Origin of the sequence: Belliella pelovolcani, from assembly GCF_900156785.1 — a bacterium.
In the GTDB taxonomy this organism is placed as follows: domain Bacteria; phylum Bacteroidota; class Bacteroidia; order Cytophagales; family Cyclobacteriaceae; genus Belliella; species Belliella pelovolcani.
Window position 1 is genome coordinate 183,606 of record NZ_FTOP01000004.1, and the last position, 21,725, is coordinate 205,330.

General features: G+C 37.3%; 18 protein-coding genes. 10 read left to right on the top strand and 8 right to left on the bottom strand.

Annotated features, from left to right (window positions below; all coding sequences use genetic code 11):
* The first annotated feature begins 10 nt into the window (after positions 1 to 10).
* The 6 genes from BW935_RS06720 (at position 11) to BW935_RS06745 (ending at position 4,822) form a co-directional block, all read left to right on the top strand.
* Complete coding sequence (locus BW935_RS06720) at positions 11 to 535, top strand: hypothetical protein (protein WP_076499799.1); 525 nt, start codon at positions 11 to 13, stop codon at positions 533 to 535.
* Between the two features lie 94 nt (positions 536 to 629).
* On the top strand, positions 630 to 1,136 hold the full coding sequence (locus BW935_RS06725; RefSeq protein WP_076499801.1) for a QcrA and Rieske domain-containing protein: 507 nt from the start codon (positions 630 to 632) through the stop codon (positions 1,134 to 1,136).
* Positions 1,136 to 1,684 (top strand): YceI family protein, encoded by a 549-nt coding sequence (locus BW935_RS06730; protein ID WP_076499803.1) that lies wholly within the window; start codon positions 1,136 to 1,138, stop codon positions 1,682 to 1,684. Before BW935_RS06725 ends, BW935_RS06730 begins: the two co-directional genes overlap by 1 nt.
* A gap of 2 nt (positions 1,685 to 1,686) precedes the next feature.
* Entirely contained in the window at positions 1,687 to 2,547 is an 861-nt protein-coding gene (locus BW935_RS06735) for a DUF5777 family beta-barrel protein (RefSeq protein WP_076499805.1), read from the top strand.
* A gap of 87 nt (positions 2,548 to 2,634) precedes the next feature.
* Positions 2,635 to 3,549 (top strand): helix-turn-helix transcriptional regulator, encoded by a 915-nt coding sequence (locus BW935_RS06740; RefSeq protein ID WP_076499807.1) that lies wholly within the window; start codon positions 2,635 to 2,637, stop codon positions 3,547 to 3,549.
* 106 nt (positions 3,550 to 3,655) lie between these two features.
* A complete protein-coding gene (locus tag BW935_RS06745; protein WP_076499809.1) occupies positions 3,656 to 4,822 on the top strand; it encodes a DUF4221 family protein in 1,167 nt (388 codons plus the stop codon).
* A 159-nt stretch (positions 4,823 to 4,981) separates the two neighbouring features.
* Here BW935_RS06745 and BW935_RS06750 read toward each other — a convergent pair whose 3' ends face one another.
* From BW935_RS06750 to BW935_RS06780, 7 genes are all read right to left on the bottom strand, one after another.
* A complete protein-coding gene (locus tag BW935_RS06750) occupies positions 4,982 to 6,493 on the bottom strand; it encodes a DUF4301 family protein (protein WP_076499811.1) in 1,512 nt (503 codons plus the stop codon).
* 143 nt (positions 6,494 to 6,636) lie between these two features.
* Positions 6,637 to 7,461 (bottom strand): 5-oxoprolinase subunit C family protein, encoded by an 825-nt coding sequence (locus BW935_RS06755; RefSeq protein WP_245802656.1) that lies wholly within the window; start codon positions 7,459 to 7,461, stop codon positions 6,637 to 6,639.
* Positions 7,462 to 7,498: 37 nt separating this feature from the next.
* Complete coding sequence (pxpB, locus tag BW935_RS06760) at positions 7,499 to 8,209, bottom strand: 5-oxoprolinase subunit PxpB (protein WP_076499814.1); 711 nt, start codon at positions 8,207 to 8,209, stop codon at positions 7,499 to 7,501.
* Between the two features lie 7 nt (positions 8,210 to 8,216).
* A complete protein-coding gene (pxpA, locus tag BW935_RS06765; protein ID WP_076499816.1) occupies positions 8,217 to 8,939 on the bottom strand; it encodes a 5-oxoprolinase subunit PxpA in 723 nt (240 codons plus the stop codon).
* 35 nt (positions 8,940 to 8,974) lie between these two features.
* Positions 8,975 to 9,889, bottom strand: coding sequence for a carbohydrate kinase family protein (locus tag BW935_RS06770; RefSeq protein WP_076499818.1), 915 nt, complete (start codon positions 9,887 to 9,889; stop codon positions 8,975 to 8,977).
* A 4-nt stretch (positions 9,890 to 9,893) separates the two neighbouring features.
* Positions 9,894 to 11,063, bottom strand: coding sequence for a glycoside hydrolase 100 family protein (locus tag BW935_RS06775; RefSeq protein ID WP_076499819.1), 1,170 nt, complete (start codon positions 11,061 to 11,063; stop codon positions 9,894 to 9,896).
* The gene (locus BW935_RS06780; protein WP_076499828.1) at positions 11,048 to 12,637 is read right to left on the bottom strand and encodes a sodium:solute symporter; all 1,590 of its coding nucleotides are present in this window, start codon (positions 12,635 to 12,637) and stop codon (positions 11,048 to 11,050) included. Before BW935_RS06780 ends, BW935_RS06775 begins: the two co-directional genes overlap by 16 nt.
* 238 nt (positions 12,638 to 12,875) lie before the next feature.
* On the opposite strand from BW935_RS06780, the gene BW935_RS06785 reads away from it, so the two are divergent.
* The 4 genes from BW935_RS06785 to BW935_RS06805 all read left to right on the top strand — a co-directional run bounded on the left by BW935_RS06785 (position 12,876) and on the right by BW935_RS06805 (position 21,237).
* The gene (locus BW935_RS06785) at positions 12,876 to 13,901 is read left to right on the top strand and encodes a LacI family DNA-binding transcriptional regulator (RefSeq protein ID WP_076499830.1); all 1,026 of its coding nucleotides are present in this window, start codon (positions 12,876 to 12,878) and stop codon (positions 13,899 to 13,901) included.
* A 778-nt stretch (positions 13,902 to 14,679) separates the two neighbouring features.
* Complete coding sequence (locus BW935_RS06795) at positions 14,680 to 16,680, top strand: alpha amylase C-terminal domain-containing protein (protein WP_076499834.1); 2,001 nt, start codon at positions 14,680 to 14,682, stop codon at positions 16,678 to 16,680.
* Between the two features lie 192 nt (positions 16,681 to 16,872).
* The gene (locus BW935_RS06800) at positions 16,873 to 19,842 is read left to right on the top strand and encodes a SusC/RagA family TonB-linked outer membrane protein (RefSeq protein WP_076499835.1); all 2,970 of its coding nucleotides are present in this window, start codon (positions 16,873 to 16,875) and stop codon (positions 19,840 to 19,842) included.
* Positions 19,843 to 19,860: 18 nt separating this feature from the next.
* The gene (locus BW935_RS06805) at positions 19,861 to 21,237 is read left to right on the top strand and encodes a RagB/SusD family nutrient uptake outer membrane protein (protein ID WP_076499837.1); all 1,377 of its coding nucleotides are present in this window, start codon (positions 19,861 to 19,863) and stop codon (positions 21,235 to 21,237) included.
* A gap of 51 nt (positions 21,238 to 21,288) precedes the next feature.
* Here the strand turns inward: BW935_RS06805 and BW935_RS06810 are convergent, their stop codons facing one another.
* A complete protein-coding gene (locus BW935_RS06810; RefSeq protein WP_076499936.1) occupies positions 21,289 to 21,723 on the bottom strand; it encodes a DUF6526 family protein in 435 nt (144 codons plus the stop codon).
* Positions 21,724 to 21,725 lie beyond the last annotated feature (2 nt).

The following is a 21,725-nucleotide window of genomic DNA, read 5'->3' on the forward strand; positions in this document are numbered from 1 at the left end:
AAGAAAAATCGTGGACGCAGAAAATATCATATACATCGTTGCTGTAATTATTTACTTTATCTATACAGCAGTAAAAAAGGGCAATAAAAATGCACAACCTGATAATAATGAGCCAGATATTCCCGCAGATCAAAGAGAAAAAGTACCTTCTTTTGAAGAACTACTCAGAGAAATTAGATCCGGACAGCAAGAAAGAGAACAGGATTTGAAAAACTCAGGACAAGGAGAAATAGAAAAACCTGTACAAAGAAGAGCCACACAGGAAACTTCTAAAGAAGTTGTCAGAGAGAATAAGCAAATTCGTGCTTTTGACAAATATTCTGGGGCGGTGACTGATGGCAGTTCACAGAAATTAAAAACCTTGGACGAACAAGTAAGTTTGACTGCTAATATTGAAGGCCTTATCCCTAGAGAAGAAAGAGCAACAACAAGAAAACAGCAATCAAATAACAGATACCGCAAACTTCTTCAAAGTAGAGGCAATGTAAAAGATGCCATCATTTTGAGTGAAATTCTGAATAGAAAGCATTTTTAATTTTTTGTTTAACATTTTATTCAAAACATTCCACATTTAAATAAAGTTAAAGATTCATCAATCCGATCTTTAATACTTTAGCGTAAATGGGAATATGGAAAAATTAGAGACAATTAAATCAGGAACTCTATCTAATCAAAGAAGAGACTTTCTCAAAAAATCAGGAGCATTTGCTGTAATGTCCGTGTTTGGAGTTGGCTTTTTCACTTCTTGTGCCAGTGATGATGATACCGCTCCTAACAATAATAATAACACACCACCTCCAAGTTCCGGAACTACAGGGATTACAGTCAATAGTGATACAGTCGTCATAGACCTAAGTCAAGCAAGCTCTCTCAATAATGAAGGCGGATGGATACTGATCACGTCAGCACAAATGCTCGTTGTCAATACTGGTAGTGGTTTTAATTCTTTGACATCAGTTTGTACACACTCTGGCTGTGATAGAAATTGGTCTATTAATAACAATCAATTTGTATGCTCTTGTCATGGCTCTAGATTTACTTTAGATGGCAATGTAGTGACTGGACCTGCAAATAGACCCCTTCAAGCTTTTTCAAATAGCAGGTCAGGAGATATTTTGACTATCAATAGAAGCTAATGAAAGGTTTGATTCAAATATTCATAATTTCTTTGATTTTGACATTTTCAAAGGATGCTTTTGCTCAGGTGTATAAGACCGAAGGTGGAAATGTGGAGTTCCTGTCGAAAGCTCCTTTGAATGAATTTACAGGTGTATCTGATAAGTTGAATGGTTTAATTGACTTAGAAAAAAGCACGTTTGATTTTTTTATCGATCTCAATACTTTGAAAACAGGTATCGGTCTGAGAGACCGTCATATGCGGGAAAATTACCTCGAGACTAAGAAATATCCATTCGCCGAATTTGTGGGTGAGATCATGGAAACTGTCAAACTCGAAAAAGGTCAAAGCAAAACCGTAACAGCCAAAGGGAAATTCAAAATTCACGGGGTGGAAAGATCAATAGAAGTTCCAGGAAAGTTGACAGCAATTTCAGATAATGAATTGAAACTTGAGGCCAAATTCACAGTCAAATTATCAGATTACAAAATAGAAGTTCCTAAGGTGGTATTTTACGAACTAGCTGAAGAACAAGAAGTGACAATCAATACAACTCTAAAAAAATAAACATGAAGACCAAATTGATACTTTTCATCTTTTTTCTGTGTAGTCCTGCAATGGCACAATTAGAGAGAAAACTGGCCACAGAAAACCAAGAAGTAGATTTGATTTTCCATGCTCCAAGACATATCAATTTGCTCACGGTAGAGCCTCTGGATAAAAATACACTTCATTTTGCCATCATGCATACCTTTGGAACATTAGATGGAGGTATCAGGAATCTTTATGGCTTAGACAATGGAGCTAATATTCAATTTAGTTTTGAATATGCTTTGAATGAAAACTTCTCTCTTGGTGCTGCAAGGTCAAGTAGAGATAAGTTTTATAATCTCTATGGAAGATATCATTTATTGAAGCAAACCAACGATGAAAAAATTCCATTTTCGCTATCATTGATGGCTGGAGCAGGAGTAAATAGTTCAGATTATAGTTTTTTACCAGAAGGAAGTCCCAGTTTTCAGGAAAGGACTAGCTATGCGGCTCAATTGATGCTGGCGAGAAAATTCTCCGATAAGTTAAGTATACAACTTTCTCCCATGATGGCCTATTTCGTAGACCCAAGAGAGGTATACTTCATCGAAGGCGATCAAAATTTATATATGGCTCTAGGCCTAAGTACAAAATATAAAATCACAGGTAAATCATCCCTTACTTTACAATATATTCCCAACCTGAATAGTGACCTGAGAAGCAACTTAGGTATTGGTATAGATGTGGAAGCTGGAGGCCATGTCTTCCAAATGTATTTTGTAACCTCACAAGCTTTGAACGAGCAATACCTCTTAGCTGGAGGCAATGGCGTTCCTGGTGAAGAGTTTAGAGTAGGTTTTAATGTCAACCGTGTTTTTGCCACTGGAAGGAGAAGATAGATCTCCAAAATAGATTTCAGTCAATTAGTGTCATTAATTTGAGCGTCTCTATATACTGTCCTATCTTGTGGTTCAATTCACACAGATATGGCAAAGGCATCTAACATTGAGCAGCAAAAAATTCTCAGGGTTTTTAAATTAATTACCTTATTGAGATCAAATATTGGTAGGCCAGTACACAAACTTGCTGAAACTCTCGGCACAGATACCAGAACTATCTATCGGTACTTTAAATTATTGGAAGCCCTAGGATTTCAAGTAGTCAAAGAGCACTCCAAATTCAAAATCATTGATAGGGTAGAATCGAGTCATGAATACAACTATGGGACATTTTCTGAAGAAGAGATCGAGTTTGTAGGTAGTTTGCTGAAAAAGCAGCCTAAAAAAAACTTGATGAAGGACAGTATCCTTCAAAAAATTACTTTGCGCTCGGATTTCCGTCAAGGGGTAAATCAACTTTTCAATGCCAATCTTGGTCTTTTTGTAGACCAGCTTTCTGAAGCAATCAAGTCCAAGACTCAAGTAATTTTGAAAGATTACTATGCTCCAAGCAGCGAAACCGTTTCTGATAGATTGATTGAACCTGTTAATTTCAATAAAAATTTTGACTCAATTCATGCATTTGAAGTAGAAAGTGAAATGATGAAGGTGTTCAAAATAGAAAGGATAGCAGCTATAATGCTCACTTCTAACTCTTTTGAATTCGAGTCAATGCATGAGACATTGGAACAAGGGTTATTCGGATTTTCAGGAAAGAACAATTTCCAGATTCAACTTCAAATGACAAGGAAAGCCTATCAATTGATGATAGAAGAGTATCCAGATGCCAAGCCATATACATCCACCAAGAACCATAAAAAGTACTTTTTCGAAGGGCAAATCCCTCAACTTCCAGGCATCGCAAGGTTCATTCTTGGCTTACCGGGTGAAATCAAAGTCTTGGAAGGGGAGGAATTGAAGGAATATTTGGAACAACAGATGAAGAAGGCGAAGTTTTGGTAAGTTGGAAGACTCAAGGTATTATAAGCTAGTCTTATTCCCTTTCTTCTATTTCAGTTTTAAGAACTTTTAAGTTTTTGGTCTTGGCATTTCACCGTACTTTTCAAGTATGAAACATCCATTAATTATTGTATTATTAGCGCTGATTTTGCTGGCAAGCTGTAATTCTGAGCAAAAAGGCTTGCATGATGATACCGACCTAAGCATCGTAATTGTTGATTCTATTCAGGTGGCTTACATGGGTAATCTTTTTCCTTATGATTTTGATTCAAATAGCGGGTTGTATTTAGGGAGATGGAACAATAATGAAGAGTATGTATTTTTCGATGATAATGGAAAGATTGTTAATCGATTCAAATTACCATCTGAAGGTCCAAATGCAATAAATTGGGCAATGGGTGTAGGCTTTTTGAATGGTAAGCTGACCATTATGGAACAACAAAAGGGATTGATTCAGTTTTCTGAGGATGGTGAAATAATAGACAAGATACCTATTCCAAATAATTACTTTTTTTTCAATGGACTTAATTTTCCAGCTTATAAATTAGGAAAAGAATTAGCTTATTCCAGACCTGAAAGAGAGGAGTTTGGATCAGAGGGAATAGACTGGGATGATCTTACAAATATCTTATTCAAAAATTATAGCAGCCCGTTGATAGAAGTATTAAATCCAGAAACTGGAACTATTAGAAATACCATGCTATTCCCTGAAAACACGATTTACAGCACTGGACAATTTTTTAATGTGATTCCTCCAAATATTATAAAGTTCGGCAAAGAATGGATTCTTTTTCTTCTTGCCGAAATGAAATACTTCGTCTACGAAGAGCAGGATGGAGATGTAGAGTTTGTCAAGGCCGTAGATCTCCAATTGGAAAATGCTATTCCCATGCCAGGTGTACCAATGAAGGACTATGCGGAATGGTATCCGCAAAAAGGACATATCATCTTTGGGAAAATAGAACAGCTCTATAGAAGGGATAATGATATTATTGTTATCTATACCAAGGGAGTAGATGAAGAGATTTCAAAAAACTACAGCCCTGATAATCATACCGAATGGATGGATTTCATCTATAACATTCCTAGGTTTGCAGCTGTCTTTAATCAGGATCATCAACTCATACAAAATGACATACCCCTACCCAAAGGGTTAATATGGTCCTCAGTTGTCAATAATGATGGTGATATCCTAGCCCTTAAAAATCAAGATTACTTTGGAATAGAAGAAGACTTTGTGACTTTTTATAAACTAGATCTCGCTTCAAATCAATGAATCCAAAACCAAATGTCAGTCTATCTATTTCACTTAATAAAATAACAATTTACTTTTTATATTATTTGATTGACCAATAACTGATCGACTAATAACTATGAACAGCAAGTCTAATATTTTACAACTAATGGACTTGCTGTTCATGACTTTAACTACTTTTTACTGATGCTCCTCCCTTAGCAAATCATTGACAGTCTTGACAGGATTGAAGGTGATCAAGGGAACTTCTACAAATATGGTGTTCCAGCCTGCCATAGCACCATTCCAAAGACCAGGTAATTCAAGCGCCTTGAGCGTTTTACCACTTTTTGACTTTTCGGTGATAAATCCTGTTCGCATATCTCTAAAAGAAATTAAGTCAAAAGCCTTACCCTTATAATCCTTAGTCCCACAGACCAAGTCCACGGGGTTAAAGTGAGTGGACTGCTGTACAAGCAATCTTTCCTTAGGATTGTTCATGTCAATCTGAGCAGTTTCGGCGATTTGTAGTGAAAGCGTTCCATCATCTTCCTTGACCCAAAACGGGCCACCACCTGGTTCTCCAGTATTCTTGACCATGCCACATACTCTGATTGGTTTATTGAGGCTTTGAAATAGATATTGCCCCTTTTCTTTAGCCGACATTTTTTTGTAAGCCTTTGGAAGCTCTGAGCCAAGTGCCTTTTCAAATGCTTTCTCTCCCTTTTTGATAGTAATTTCATCAAAATCATTTTCCAAAGCTTCAAGGGCATTGAATATTTGTTCTTGAATTTCGAGCAGCAAACCTCCCAGGGCTACTTTATATTCTTTGGTTTCACCTTTGATTCTATCTGGCACAACATTATCGATATTCTTGATAAAAATTAGATCACCATCAATTTCATTCAAGTTTTCTAATAGTGAACCATGACCAGCAGGCCTGAATAAAATACTGCCGTCCTCTTCTACAAATGGCGTATTATCCAAATTCACAGCGATAGTGTCAGTAGATGGTTTCTGCTGAGAATAGCTTACCTCAAAGAGCACATTATGCTTTCTTTCCAAGGTTCCTTGTATCCTAGATACCTCTTCCTTGAAACGATCCTCGTGTTCGGGGGAAACAGTAAAATGCAATCTCACGGTTTTATTTTTACCCAAACCATACATCAAGCCTTCTACAAAATGCTCGTAAGTAGGTGTTCTGTTATGATCATCATATTTGTGGAATTTTAAAAGGCCCTTGGGTAGCGAACCATAACCCAAACCATCTTCTGACAACAAGGCATTTACAATGCCCTTATAATCTTTAGAACTGATCGCTTTTTTAATACTACTGCCTTTACGCTCTAAAATAGTGTTCAAATCATCATAGAAGGCGAATTTGGAAAGATTGATGATAAATCGCTCTGTAAATGGGCTTTTGGTGAGGTCACCATCTCCCTCAAGATAACTGAATAAATCCTTGAACATCCGTGAAGCTGCACCACTTGCGGGTACGAACTTGACTACCTTAAGATCCTTTGCCTTTTCTGGATAGATTTTCTGAAAAGCAGCGATCTCTTCAGCACTCAATGCCTTGATTCCTTTGCCAATCGTAGCTGGTGAAACAATAGGTAAAAAAGGAAAACCATCTTGAAAATGTTTTAACTGTGCTTTTACATTTTCCAATGACATGCCTTGGGCCAAAATCTGTTTTTCTATCTCTTGGTTCATGGTTGAGGTTTTAAAATTTGGTGATTCAATATAAAAATTGATTTCGGTTTTATGAAATCAAGAGTGGCGAAAACTTTTCTTATTCACTTAATTCAAGGCTTTAAGCATATTTTAATTAATCCCTTACCACGCATTAAATGAATTCAAAACTCAAGTATGCTAAATCGTATTTTTTCCCCAAATTTTTTCTGAGCAATCACATTAATACTATGATCAGTCAATTGAAGAACTCTTGGGTAGCCTCCTGTCACTTGGGCATCTCGCATCAAGACGATAAGTTTTCCTGAAGGTGTAAGTTGGACAGTGCCGGGGTAGACAGGAGCAGTCAAGATGCTCGGCAAGGTATTACTTAGCAATTCAGTGAGCTGTATTCCCATTCTGTTTGAAATATTACTGTTTGAAAATTTCTGTTGTGTTAATTTTTCCTGTAATTCTTCCGGCAAAAGTTCCCAATCTGGCCCCTTATAGGCAGCAATGACTTCTTCCTGATACCAATCTGCTGATAATTTTGGATGTGAATAATGAGACCTGCTAAAATGCTCTTCAGAAAGATAGCAGATACTCGAAGCCTCCTGCACCCTTTCATATTCACTGATGCTAGGAAACCAGCTTCTGCTTTCCAAAAATTCAGGAGATTGAATTCCTCCTTCAATTCCCATATACAGCCATTGACCTTTGCTAAATCGGCCAATTTTGACTTGATCCTCTGCTTGAATTTGAATTAATTTTCCTATAGGTTGTAGTTGACCATTAACAAAAATATCGGCTTCAGCGCCAGTAAATACTATTCTAGTTGGCATCTCAAAAATCATAATAGGACCCAAAAGGGCCATTTCCAAAACTGCTGCATCCTCTTGATTATTCAAAAACATATTGGCTTGATTGTATGAAAGCTGATCCATCGCACCTGAGTAGGGGACACCAAAGTCAGCATAGCCAAATCTACCTTGATCCTGTACTGATGTCATCAATCCAGGCTTTAAAAAATGAATATAGGCAGTAGTTTTAAGCATGTGACCAATTATACTTTCCTTGTTGTACTTCTTTCTCAATTCTTAGGTATTCAGGTTTACTAATGGCAAAAAACTGAATAAAATCCCCTTGTTTGGGTACAACTGGACAAGTTTGATTTATATCAAATAATCGTAATGGGGTTTTCCCAATGATATACCATCCTCCAGGACTATCAGTAGGGTATATGCCAGTTTGCTGTCCACCGATCGCAATAGAACCAGCTTTAACCAAAGGATCAGGACTACTTTTTCGAGGTAGATGAAGTTCCTCAACTAGTCCCCCTAAATACATAAATCCAGGAAGGAAACCATAAAAATGCAATCGGTAAGTACTAGCCGTATGGAGTTGAATAACTTTCTCTATGGAAAGATTTTTTAAACTAGCAAAAAGCGTAAGGTCTTTAGCAAACTCCATTTCATAGCAAACCGGTATTGACCATCGTTTAACCTGTATTTCAATATCTTGCTTATTTATTTTCTTCATTTGAATCATTATTGACTCTAATTCAATAGGATTTACAGGTCTAGAAAATAAAATTGAAAGTACGTGATACCCCATCCTGATTTCATAAATGATAGCTTGGTAATTGGCTTGCAAATAAGCTTTCCAAAGAAGTTGTTCTTCAAGAATCGCATCATTTATCTGATTTGGCCATTGAATTTCTATTAAATCAGGCTGAATAAATTTGAACTTTATCTCCATACCTGAGTCAAAAAGTTTTCTTAAGAGCTTGTAAAATTTCTAAAGCAGCAGGATTATCCCCATGGATACATAGGGTATCGGCTTCTATTGGCACCAATCTTCCAGATATCGTTTCTATGCATTTATCCTCAATCATATGCCTGATGTGTGCTATTACCTCTATGGGGTCTGTGAGCAATGCACGTGGATGAGATCTTGGTACCAAGGTTAGATCATCTTGATAAGAGCGATCTGCAAAAACTTCACGATAAACTGTAACACCTTGCTCTTGAGCCTTTCGTTCGATCACTGACTTAGGAGGGACATATAAAATAGTATTTGGGTAAACACTGAGCATTATTTCCGTAAACCAAGCTGCTTCTACTTCAACTACCGCAAGTCGGTTGTATAATGCTCCGTGTGGCTTGATATGATGAAAATGGATATTTAATTCGTTTGCTTCATCTTCAAAAAGGGCCAATTGAGTAAGAATTGTATCCTGAAATGCAAGCTTTGAAAGTGAAACATACTTTCTGCCAAAATTTTCAAGATCAGGATAGGAGGGATGAGCTCCAGCTTTTACACCATAGGATTGACTTAGCAAAAGAGTTGCTCTGATTGACGTCTTGGTTCCAGCATGCCCTCCACAGGCAATGTTACAACTTCCAAGAAAAGGCATCAATTGCTTATCATTGGGCATTCCTTCTCCAAGGTCACAATTAAGATCAAAAGGCAGTTTGATTATGCTCATCAAACCAAATTTAATCTATTTCCTTGAATTCAACCTTAAAGATGTATTTTTTCGGGCATTGGACCATCTATGGATAATTTGATGGCCGCCATTTTCCCAGCTGATTTTACACAATTTTTCCAATCCATGCCATCTAACCAAGCAGATAGAAATCCAGACCAATACGCATCACCTGCACCTGTAGCATCTCCTTTCACGGTAATTTCCTCTGCTGGCACTGTGAAGTTTTCTCCTGTGTTCAAGGCTAAATGACTACCATCTTTTCCTTTAGTAAAACAAACCAACTTAGCTCCCCAATCTAAAATCGTTTCGATGGCTTCAGTTTCTGAAATCTCTTTTTGAAAAATTCGGTTGCAATCATCTTGACTGACTTTAACAAATGGCTCTAACTCACAATAATATTGCATTACACTTCGCGCTTCTTCATAATCAGGCCAAATGCTAGGAGCATAATTCAAATCAATACTCAATTGAACTCCATGATTATAGGCTCTTTTGGCTCCATCTAAAATTGAGGCTTGCGCGGGCTGCTTACTTAATCCAAAACAAGTCGTATGGTAAAGTTTTGCAGATTTTAGAATCTGATCATCAATATCAGCAGGATAAATAAAATGGTCTGCTTCTCTGTAAGCAATAAAATCAGGTGTTCCATGGCTTCTGGATAGTAAAACAAGACTTGTAGGATATGCAGCTCTTTTCTTTACACCTGAAATGTCAAGGCCCAACATTTCTAATTCATGAATGAGATACTTACCCATTCCATCTGCTCCCACGCTAGCAACCAAATGAACATTTTTGCCTAATCGACAGAGGTTAGCACCAAGATTAGCTGGACTGCCGCCTTGAAATCTCCTGAATGAATGTGTTCTGAATAGTTCTTCTCTCAGTTCGTGACCAATCAAGTCTACCAACAATTCCCCAACTACAACAATGTCTATTTGATGATGCATAATATTAATCTATCAGGTAAAAACCCTTGTAAATACTGTAACTTAATAACAATTGTCCTGCTGCGCTCCAAGTGCAAGCCTTTACGCCACATGGCAAGCTAGAGATACCATGAAAACACTCATTAAAATCCCAATTCTCGAGCGAATTTAGACCGATGATCCTATCGAGCACTTGCTCTGCTTCTTGCTTTCCTTTAATCAAGAGGCTTGCCATTCCCCAAAAACCATTTACCATAGGCCAAATACCTCCATTATGAAATTCATGAGGATGATTTCTAAATTCGAATCGGAAATTCTGTTTAAGTAAATGAAAATCGGGATTTTCAGGAAAGATGGTTGGATAGAAAGCAGGAAGAGGGTTCAGTTGCTTTGATTCAACCCAATCCAAACAAGCATGCGCATTTGGATGAATTCTAAAAATAATGGCCAAAGCATTGCCAAGTGCATCGAAGTAATTTTGATAACCAGCAGGATTAAAAGAAGCTGGTAAATAAGTAATGGAACCTTTTTCTAATTCTTTTTTCTTTGCTGATGGATGAATCCCAGCTAGATTTGAACCTTTTGATAAATCAAAATTATCTCGGATAGAAGTATGTACATTCTCTGCTTTCAAAGCCCAAGTTGCATTTTCAAAGGCTTCTGAAGAAAGCTTTAAGCTAGCAAATCTAAGAACCTGATCATAAAGCACATATCCACTTAAAATATATTCATCTGCCCAATCACCTGCTAGTGGTACATAGATCAAATTTTTATTATTGTACTCCCAGGCCTGATATAAATCATGGATACCCTGTATTTCACTTTTGTATTTGACCAAAAGAGATCTGTCTCCTGTATATTTGCTATAAAGACACATACCTATAATCCACCAGGAACCAGTATCTGCTCGACCAGCTAAACCTCCATAGCTCACATCACCAGAGTTGATATCTACATTGGATGGCACATGCCCTTGAGGACTTATATGAGCACCAAGTGTTTCCAGAGTTGCTTTGAATGTAGCTATCAAATCTAAATCCCTGCTCGCTAATGCTGCCAAACCCGTGATTACACCATCCCTTGCCCATATCCGTTGATAATTATCTTTACCAACTGCAGAAGCTAAAAAGCCCATAGGGTGTGAAGCGAGTCGAAGCACCTCTGTTGCCTTTTCATTGGCTATCTGAATATCCATACAATTACAAATGTGATGATCAATAAAAACACAGATAGTATTCTATAATTTTTATACCAAGGCAAACTACTAATAGCTGCTGTTTCATCTGTATAAATGCTATTTTTCCATGTATAATCCGCAATCTGCGCATCTGATGGCATAGGACCTCTTAGACTTACAAACACATAAATGACAGAGCATATCAAAAATAATAATGGTGCCGTGTGCAAAAAGTGCCATTGACTTATTCCAGCATCTGGTAAACTGACTTTAATCACGATCAAAATAGCTGCTATCACAAAACCAGTTATTAAGGAATAGAATGCCCCGTTTGCATTTCCTTTTTTCCAAAACATTCCCCAAATAAACACAACCACTACAGGTGGCGCTATCAATCCTACAACCATCTGTAAATACTTGAAAAGAGAATCGAATTTCTCTATCTGTGGTGTCCAGGCTGCCGCCAAGAGCACCAATATCACTGTGGCGAATTGTCCAACTCTTACTAATTGCTTACTGCTAAGCCCTGGCTTAAGATTTTTTACAAAATCCATGGTAATCAAGGTAGAAGCGGAGTTCAATGTTGCTGAAATACTGGATGACATCGCTGCGAGTAGTCCCGCCATCAGTAACCCGATCAATCCTGCGGGTAACAACTCAAAGACTAATGTAGGAAATACTGTATCTGGATTTTCTAAATCAGGAAATATTACCCTAGCCATAGTTCCAGGTAATACCATAAAGAATAATACTGGTAGCTTCAATAAGCCTGCAAATAAAGCACCCCATCGGCCATGATTCAAGTCTTTGGCTGTCAATACTCGCTGCACCATAAACTGATTATTTGCCCAGAAATAAAATCCGAGTAAAGGGACACCGAAAATCAAACCAGTCCATGGTACGGAAGGATCATCCATGGGTCTGATCAAACTCACCATATCTGCTGGTGTGACTGCCATGACATTTTCCCATCCCCCCACAGCCTGATAGGTCATATAAGTTAAGATCAATGAGCCAATCAATAGTAATATGGCCTGAATGACTTCAGTATGAACTACCGAAGACAAGCCACCTGGAATCGTATAAGCAGCCGCAGCAAAAGCCAAAACCAATATAATCACTGTCATACTGATGTCTGGAAATACCAATTTTAGAATCAAACTTCCAGCATATAGCCCAGCCGCTGTTTCTATCAAGACATTGCCAATCAATGTAATGAATGAAAAATAGTATCTACTTCTTCTGTCATATCTTCTTTCTAAAAATTCGGGCATGGTAAAAACACCAGACCTCAAATAAAATGGTAAAAAGAAAATACTGAAAAAGACCAAAATGACAGCCGCCATCCATTCATAATTGTATACAGAAATTCCAGTGCTATAGGCATCTCCTGCGAGACCGATTAAGGTGGTACTAGAAATATTTGCAGCAAACAAAGATATACCGACAATAGGCCATGTCATACTTCTACCTGCGAGAAAGTACTCTTCTGAGTTCTGGCGCTTAGAATGATAAAGCCCATAAAAGATCATTCCGATCAAATAGACGGCCATGATGACCAGGTCAATATTACTTATCAAATCTAAATTCATAAGGTAAATTGGTGGGTTTATTGATGAACTCTTTAATGAATTTCCAAGATTTCCTATCAAACAGAATTATTTGACTTTGAAAAGTAAGAGAAAAATATTTTCTACTGCAAGAGTCAAATTATCGCAACCGTTTGCACAATCCATTGCGAATTGTTTATTTAGAATAAATATCAATAATATTTAAGCTATTGGATGGAAGTGTAGATTTGCATAATATTAATTTTTATAGCCAAGCAAAATGACCGATAAAAAGAAGCTTACTTTAAAAGATATTGGAAAAGCGCTCAATCTTTCTGTATCCACAGTTTCTAGAGCTTTGAAAGCACATCCTGATATTGCACAAGAAACCATCGATCTTGTCAAAAAATATGCTGAAGAGCATCATTACGTGCCTAATTTGCTAGCGATCAATTTTAGAAAAAATAGAACTTTCAATATCGGATTGATTGTACCCGAATTAGTCCATCATTTTTTCTCCACAGTTATCAGTGGTGCGATTTCGGAAGCCAATAAGCAAGGGTACAACATACTCGTGTCTCAATCAAATGATATCTTGAAAGATGAAGAGAAAGCGAGTCGTGCCATGCTCAATAGTAGTGTAGATGGTCTTTTGATTTCCATTTCCAATGAAACCACAGTAGGTGAGCATTTAAAAGAGTTTTTAGATGAAGGTAAAGCTGTCGTACAATTTGATAAAGTCACTGAGCAGTTACCAACCCCAATGGTGATTGTAGATGATTTTGATGGTGCATATAATGCTGTGAGTCACCTTATAGAACAAGGCTATCAAAGAATCGCACATATACGGGGTAGAATAGATGTCAAAAATGCCTGTGATAGGTATGAAGGTTATATCAAGGCACTAGAAGATGCTAGTCTACCAATACTAGATCATTTAATCAAACCTTGCATAGCCATTACGGAGGAAGAGGGTTATCAATTTACCAAGGAAATGATGGAAGGAAAAAATCCTCCTGATGCTATTTTCTGTATCACTGATGTGGTAGCTTTTGGGGCAATGAAATATCTCAAAGAGAAGGGGATTGCAATACCGGAAGAAGTCGGGCTAGTTGGTTTTAGCAACTGGATGGTATCAAGGGTCATGAGTCCACAATTAACCACTGTCAATCAGCATGGTTTTCAGATGGGGGTAGAGGCTGCAAAATTATTACTCGATATGATCAAAAACCAAGATATTGCCTATCAAGAAACTAAAATACTTAAGACTGAATTGATAGTAAGAGCATCTTCACAGAAGAAATGATTAGCCTTAATCTTCAGTCAGAATTGATTTTCAATAATTTATGATTTTTTCCTTTTGCCTTATTAAGGAAATGTTAACTTTGTTATGCCCTAGTAACATTTATGGAAACATTATTTTCACTCCTCATGCTGACAGCGATTTATGGTTTGACCATATTATCAGTTATCCCGGATAGATTTATCCGCAAGCTCAGCCATTCTATGTATCACAAGCAAGCTCCCGATTATAAAAAATTCTCACTTGGAGGTTCTATTTTCTTAAGCTTCCTAGTCGGTTATATTTTCGCGTCAGTCATGGTGTATTTTATTATTTAGGCTTTTGTATAGAAGTTAAGGTTTTAAGTATAACCGATTTCACACCAGTAACCATTTTTTTATTAGGTATATACCTTAAATTCGGCCGTTGGCGACTGTCAACCGTCGTCAATCGACGATTATCCGCTTACTTACAAGTAGAACCTACATAATGGAACAAACCTGTGGTTTATAGTAAATATCAATGAATATCCAATATCTATGAGTATCGGATTTATATAGACCCTTATTTATATTGGTTAGTTGTATAATTGCGGATATACATGTAAGTTTTTATTCAATTTCTAAGATCTTGTGATTATTCCAAATAAACATATTTTGTGAATTGATGACTATTCAAAATATTGTAAGCAAGAACCATCTTTAAGCTATCATATTCCGCAATCCTGGAAACATTTATTTGCAAAAAATCCAATTATTCCTAACTTACGTTTCCATTAAATGAATTTTTTGTGAACTACAATATGACTCTTCCAATTGTAAAAGACGAACCATGGCTAGAGGACTATGCCAAGGATATTTATAATCGATACGAAAGATTTACTAACGCACTGAGGGAAATCGAAAATGAAGCAGGTAGTATTCTTGAATTTGCTAGAGCACACGAGTACTATGGTATTCATTTTGAAAAATTGAGAAATGGTTGGGTCTACAGAGAATGGGCGCCAAAAGCAGGCGCACTTTACTTGATGGGAGATTTTAATCAATGGGATCGATCTAGTCATCCATTGAAAAGAAACCATAGAGGTGATTGGGAAATCTTTCTACCTTATAGTACCTACAAAGACCGCTTTTTACATGGAAGTAAAGTAAAAGTACATGTTGTAGCAGAAAACGGCGCATTGGATAGGATTCCAGCTTACATTCTGCGAGTAGTACAAGACGAACAAACACATGATTTTGCAGGACAATTATGGTTTGATCAAGACTATCCTTGGACAGATCAGCATTTCACAAGTCATCAACACAAAAAGCAACCACTCATCTATGAATGCCACGTGGGTATGGCTTTGGAAAAAGCAGGCGTCGGAACTTATCTAGAGTTTGCAGATCAAATTCTACCTCATATCAAAGCATCTGGATACAATACCATTCAAATGATGGCCGTCATGGAGCATCCGTATTATGGATCCTTTGGATATCATGTTTCCAATTTTTTTGCTGCTAGCAGTAGATTTGGGACTCCCGAAGAATTGAAATACTTAATCAATAAAGCCCATGATATGGGCTTGGCCGTTATCATGGATATTGTGCATTCACATGCCGTAAAAAACATCAATGAGGGTCTCAATGAATTTGACGGTTCATCCCATCAATATTTCCATCCAGAGCCTAGAGGGTATCATAAAGGCTGGGATTCTAAGTTATTTGATTATGGAAAATGGGAAGTGAAGCAATTTCTGCTTTCTAATATCCGATTTTGGTTGGAAGAATATCATTTTGATGGTTTTAGGTTTGATGGGGTCACTTCGATACTCTACCTACATCATGGTCATACAGACTTTGATCATATTGATAAGTATTTCAATGACGGCGTAGATTATGATGCAGTAATTTATTTACAATTAGCCAATAAGCTGATACATGCATTTGGAGCTGATAAAATCAGTATTGCAGAAGAAGTAAGTGGCATGCCCGGGATGTGTAGAACCATAGAAGACGGCGGTTTAGGTTTCGATTTTAGATTGGCCATGGGAATTCCTGACTACTGGATCAAGACACTTAAGCATAAACCTGACGAACATTGGGATATGTTTGAGTTGTGGCACGAGTTGAGCAATAGGCCACAAAAAGAAAGGACCATAGCTTATGCAGAATCACATGATCAGGCACTAGTAGGGGATAAGTCACTGGCTTTTTGGCTGATGGACAAGGAAATGTACTTCAGCATGGGGATAGCCCAAGAAAACCTAGTAGTGGATAGAGGAATTGCACTGCATAAAATGATTCGGTTGATTACTGTAGCATTAGGAGGTGAGGGATATTTGAATTTCATTGGTAATGAATTTGGTCATCCCGAGTGGGTAGACTTCCCTAGAGAAGGTAATGAATGGAGTTATCAGTATGCCAGGAGACAATGGTCTTTGATGCATAATTCTGAGTTGAAGTATCAATACTTGGCTAATTGGGACAAGGCAATGCTAGCTATTATCAATCAGTATCAAGTCTGTAATAGTCCACATGCCATACAGCGATATGTCGATGCAGAAAAGAAAATCTTAATTTTCGAAAGAGCAGACCTGATTTTTATATTTAATTTCAACCCCAGCGAATCATATTTTGGCTATGAAGTACCCGTTGCACAATCAGGTTCTTTTGAAATCATTCTGAATTCTGATGATAATAAATTTGGAGGTTTTGAAAGAATTGACAAACAGTTGAATTATACTGCTACCCAAGAAAATTGTTTATTAATGTACTTACCAAGTAGGGTAGGAATTATTTTAAAAAAAGTAAAATCTTAAATATTTGAAATTTTTATACTTTTTTTCAAAGAATAAAACAATTTTCAAGGTAGAATAATTAATTTTTGTAAAAATTTTAAACACATTGATTTTATTTCGGCATTTATCATTAGAGATATTTTATCTACTTAAATTTTTTAATTCACAATAAGAACTATATTTACTATAGATAAATTTTAAATCCTATAACTTATGAGAAAAGCTTACAAACTCACGGCTGTACTCGCATTACTCTTCCTTTCAGTAGGGTGGTCTTATGCGCAGTATACTGTCACGGGAATTGTGACAGATGCCCGAACAGGAGAACCCCTGATTGGGGCTAATGTATTAATTAGGAATACCACGACAGGTACTGTAGCCAACCTAGACGGAAGGTTCACATTGAATGTACCTGGCAATAATGAAGTGGTATTGGTAATTTCATCGTTGGGCTATTTAAGCCAGAATTTCACTGTAAGTCAATCTAACAACAACTTACAAGTAGCGCTAAGGGAAGATGCTACCAACTTAGAGGAGGTTGTAGTGACTGGTTTGGCTTCATCTGTGAAGCGGTCTAATCTAGCCAATGCTGTTTCCTCTGTTTCCTCCAGGGAACTGACAGGCACAACAACGATTCAAACTACAGATGGCGCACTTTACGGCAAAATTGCCGGTGCAACGATCAGGTCAAATGGTGGTGCACCAGGAGGTGGACTTTCTATCCAATTGAGAGGTATTTCATCCCTATCAGGAGCTTCACAACCATTGATTATTTTGGATGGTGTATATATCAATAACTCCTTCCAAAGAACTGGTAGAGCAGCTGTTACAGGAGCGGGGGCATCAAATCAAGATGATGGTTCCAATAGACTTGCCGACTTAAACCCAGCGGATATCGAAACTATAGAAGTATTAAAAGGACCTTCGGCAGCTGCGATATATGGTACAAGAGCGAATGCTGGGGTTATTATCATCACCACTAAAAGAGGAGCTGAAGGCAAAACAAAAGTTTCCTTAGCTCAAGATATTGGATTTGCTCAACCTTTAAGATTGTTGGGTGTCGATGATTGGAGTGAGGAGAAAATTAATTTCTTCTTCCCAGAAGCCAATAATAGAAGACAAATAGAGCTTCAAAGATTCAGAGAAGGAAATAGAATTGATTATGAAGACTATTTCTACAACAATACTGCTTTATTAAGCAATACTAGGTTGACAGTCACAGGTGGAAATGAAAAAACCAAATTCTTTGTTTCGGGAAATATTACATCTGAAGACGGTACCGTGAGAAGAACTGGTTTTGACCGTTATTCTATTCGTGCTAATATTGACCACAAAATATCCAATAGCATCAGATTAGGTGTATCTTCCAATTATATTCAATCTAACACAGATAGGGGATTTACAGGTAACCAAAATAATACAGGTGCTAGTATTGGGTATACCATAGCATATGTACCGAATTATTTTGACTTAAGGCCAGTTAATGGAATTTATCCTGACAACCCATATTTCAATGATAACCCTGCGGCTATTACTGATAATGCAATCAATAATTCAGAAGTGAATAGATTCGTTCAATCTTTTACTCTAGATATAGATTTATTAAAAACAAATAATAGCTTTTTAAAAGCCAATATTGCTGGTGGTTTGGATTTTTTACAAAACTCAACAATGATCTACCTACCTGAATTTCTACAATCTCAGAGAGCTTCTGCCAATCCAGGTGATTTATTGATTGGAAAGCAAGAAAGCTTTAATTCTAATTTTCAAGCTGCTTTGGTATATAATTGGAATTTAGGTCAAGTAAACATGAACTCCCAAGCGGGTTTAGTAAGGTTAGACTTCAAAAATTCTTCATTATTCAACAGAGGTAGAGGTCTTGTTCCTGGACAAACCAATTTAAGGCAAGCTGCTGTTCAGGAAATTAATGAAAACTTTAATTCAGAAATTCAAGAGGCGGGGGTATTTTTACAACAGGAAGCAAACTGGGAGGATAAAGTCATCGGTACTGTTGGTGTAAGATGGGATAAATCAACGCTTAATGGTAACGCTAATCAATTCTACGCTTTCCCTAGAGCATCTTTAGCTGTAAACATAGCTAATTTTGACTTCTTTAACTCTACGGTAGTTAACCAATTGAAGCCAAGAATCGCTTATGGGGAAACAGCAGGGCCAGTAGCATTTGGTAATATTTACACACCATTGATTGGAGCTAATATTGGAGGTCTTTTGGGATCAGTAGTTTCTTCACAAGTAGGAAACGAAAGAATTTTCCCAGAAACTGCAACGGAACTAGAGTTTGGTGTTGATGCTGGATTATTTAATAACAGACTTGGTATTGAAGCTACTTATTATATCAAAAACACACAAAACAATATCCAAAACCTTAACCTTTCTCCAGCCGCTGGTGTAAATACCACACCAAGTAATGAAGCTGAACTTCAAAATAAGGGTATAGAATTGGGTATATCTGGTACAATCGTGGATAAGTCTGATTTCAGATGGTTTTCTAGAGTTTTATATTGGAGAAACAGAGTCAACTTGACAAGATTAGGAATTCCAACATATACTGCGGGTGCCTTTGGTTCAGGGTTGGGAACCTTCCTTTATGCCCAAGGCTTTCCACCAACAACTATCGTAGGAACACCTGCCGACCCAAATGTGCCTGGTGGTTTTACTATTTGGGGTGATGCACAGCCTGATTTTAATATGTCATTTTATAATACCATCAGTCTAAAAAAGAACCTGGAACTATCATTCCTTGTAGACTGGAGACAAGGTGGTGACAATATCAACCTGACTTCATTCCTAACAGACTCAGGAGGAACAACAAATGGCTGGTTTAATGATGACAATGGAGATGGCATTCCAAATGGAAGACAAAGACCACCTGCACCACATAATAATGCTGCAAGATGGGTACAAGATGCCTCTTTTGTGAAAGTAAGAGAAATAGGTTTGTATTATACCTTCCCTAGAACCCAAGTAGCAAATATGTTTGGCGGTGCATTAGAAAACATTAAAATCGGAGCTTCTGCAAATAATGTTTTCCTTTTCACTAAATATGAAGGATATGATCCAGAGACTTCTACCTTTGGAGCTCAGTCTGTTGCGAATAATGTGGACATTGCTCCATATCCAACGCCAAGAAGAATTTTCTTCCATATAACGCTCGATTTTTAATTCTAAAATTGACAAAAAATGAAAAAATATAATTTATATATGACCCTAACGATACTTATCAGTATGAGTATTTGGGGATGTAATCCACTAAAACTGGATGAAATTGACGATCCGAACAACCCATCTGTGGGAAGTGTATCCAATAATGCATCTAGACAACAGATTCAATTTGTGTTGACAGGATTGGAGGCTAGACACCGCGGCTATGTCACCAATGTATCACAAGCATGGAACACATTTGGCAGAGAAATATGGTACCTAAATGGTTCAGATCCAAGATTTCAAACTGACTGGCTCGGCCAAAATGGGAGGGTACCTGATAGATCTTATTTCGGATTTGGAAACACAGGTGGAGGTTCTTACGCAGCTCCTTACCAGGCAATCAATCAGGCGAATGTCTTGATTCGTGCGGCAAATAACACTACCTTTTTAAATGATTCTGAGAAGAGAGCTGTAGCAGGATTTGCAAAAATGATTCAAGGCTATCAATTCATGATACCGGCAAATTTTGTTTATAACAATGGAATCAGAATTGATGTAGAGGATCCCTTGAATCCGGGGCCTTTTGTTCCATATGCACAAGCAATGGATCATGTAAGGAACATATTAGTTGAAGCAGATGCAGATTTTAATGCAGCAGGGACTGGAAATTTCCCATTAGCCCTTACATCAGGCTTTTCTGGATTCAATACAATTGCTGGATTAAGACAAGTAAATAATGCTATCCTGGCAAGGGCTAATGCATATCGACAGGACTGGCAAGGTGTTTTGACAGCACTTAATAGTTCGTTTATGAATTTGAATGGACCTTTAAATATAGGTCCTGCACACCCTTATGTAGGGCCACCTGATGCTTTTAATCCATTATTTTACGTTCCTAATGCACCAACTACTACTATTATTGTTGTTCACCCATCAGTTTTGGAAGATGCCTTACCTAATGATAATCGAAGAACTAAATTCTTCCAAAGAAATACTCCTGTAACTGTATCAACTGATGCAGGTGTCTTAACAGGAACACACCAAGATGCAAGATGGCCTTCAAATACCACATCAATTCCATTTATCAAGAATGAAGAACTGATTTTATTGAAAGCTGAAGCACATGCTAACCTTGATCAATTTGCAGATGCAGTCGCCGCAATCAATATTATCAGAAATGCTGCTGGAATTGGGCCATATACAGGTGCTACTTCTAGAGCAGCATTGATCGACGAAATTCTGTTTCAAAGAAGGTATTCTCTATGGGCAGAACCATGGGGTCACCGTTGGATAGATGCTCGACGTTATGATAGGTTAAATCAAATTCCTACAAACTTTGATGGTGGAACAATCTTTACCCAATTCCCTCATCCTCAGGCTGAATTGAGCTGGGATCAATACACAGGGAATTAATTAAGTTTATGAATTTAGAGAGAGAGAAAGTTTTTTTCTCTCTCTCTTTTTTTAAACCCTTCTTGTATCTGCCTGCCATTTTTTAATTCTTTGCTTAATAACTTTGGCTCTTAGATCATTCTTGATGGTTTCATCAATCAGTGAAAGTAACTCCTCATCTGATGCAAAGCGAAGTGCAATAATTTGCGAAAGGCGTAATTTTGGTTCAAGCTCACGTAAAGATTTACCTGTCAATTCAAAATACCTTAATCTCATTTCCATACGGATGATTCTATCTTGATTTTTCAACGCATACAACCTTGACAGTATAGGAAGGATTAAAATAATCAAAGCGCCAATAAGATGGAAAATAGCATTAGAAAATAGATCAGTTTCAAAAGACTGGATCACTTTTACTATAGACCATATGAAAAAGACCAAAGTCAATGGTGTGATCACAAAATGATGTAAAGGATAGTAACGAGCGTGATTTTTATAGTTTTGCATAT

Excerpts from the sequence above, each read along its gene's own strand:
- BW935_RS06795 (WP_076499834.1), top strand. The coding sequence starts at position 14,680 with ATGACTCTTCCAATTGTAAAAGACGAACCATGGCTAGAGGACTATGCC.
- BW935_RS06740 (WP_076499807.1), top strand. The coding sequence starts at position 2,635 with ATGGCAAAGGCATCTAACATTGAGCAGCAAAAAATTCTCAGGGTTTTT.
- pxpA (WP_076499816.1), bottom strand. The coding sequence starts at position 8,939 with ATGAGCATAATCAAACTGCCTTTTGATCTTAATTGTGACCTTGGAGAA.
- BW935_RS06770 (WP_076499818.1), bottom strand. The coding sequence starts at position 9,889 with ATGCATCATCAAATAGACATTGTTGTAGTTGGGGAATTGTTGGTAGAC.
- BW935_RS06745 (WP_076499809.1), top strand. The coding sequence starts at position 3,656 with ATGAAACATCCATTAATTATTGTATTATTAGCGCTGATTTTGCTGGCA.
- BW935_RS06775 (WP_076499819.1), bottom strand. The coding sequence starts at position 11,063 with ATGGATATTCAGATAGCCAATGAAAAGGCAACAGAGGTGCTTCGACTC.
- BW935_RS06750 (WP_076499811.1), bottom strand. The coding sequence starts at position 6,493 with ATGAACCAAGAGATAGAAAAACAGATTTTGGCCCAAGGCATGTCATTG.
- BW935_RS06800 (WP_076499835.1), top strand. The coding sequence starts at position 16,873 with ATGAGAAAAGCTTACAAACTCACGGCTGTACTCGCATTACTCTTCCTT.
- BW935_RS06810 (WP_076499936.1), bottom strand. The coding sequence starts at position 21,723 with ATGCAAAACTATAAAAATCACGCTCGTTACTATCCTTTACATCATTTT.
- BW935_RS06780 (WP_076499828.1), bottom strand. The coding sequence starts at position 12,637 with ATGAATTTAGATTTGATAAGTAATATTGACCTGGTCATCATGGCCGTC.
- BW935_RS06785 (WP_076499830.1), top strand. The coding sequence starts at position 12,876 with ATGACCGATAAAAAGAAGCTTACTTTAAAAGATATTGGAAAAGCGCTC.
- BW935_RS06735 (WP_076499805.1), top strand. The coding sequence starts at position 1,687 with ATGAAGACCAAATTGATACTTTTCATCTTTTTTCTGTGTAGTCCTGCA.
- BW935_RS06725 (WP_076499801.1), top strand. The coding sequence starts at position 630 with ATGGAAAAATTAGAGACAATTAAATCAGGAACTCTATCTAATCAAAGA.
- BW935_RS06805 (WP_076499837.1), top strand. The coding sequence starts at position 19,861 with ATGAAAAAATATAATTTATATATGACCCTAACGATACTTATCAGTATG.
- BW935_RS06755 (WP_245802656.1), bottom strand. The coding sequence starts at position 7,461 with ATGACATCAGTACAGGATCAAGGTAGATTTGGCTATGCTGACTTTGGT.
- BW935_RS06730 (WP_076499803.1), top strand. The coding sequence starts at position 1,136 with ATGAAAGGTTTGATTCAAATATTCATAATTTCTTTGATTTTGACATTT.
- pxpB (WP_076499814.1), bottom strand. The coding sequence starts at position 8,209 with ATGGAGATAAAGTTCAAATTTATTCAGCCTGATTTAATAGAAATTCAA.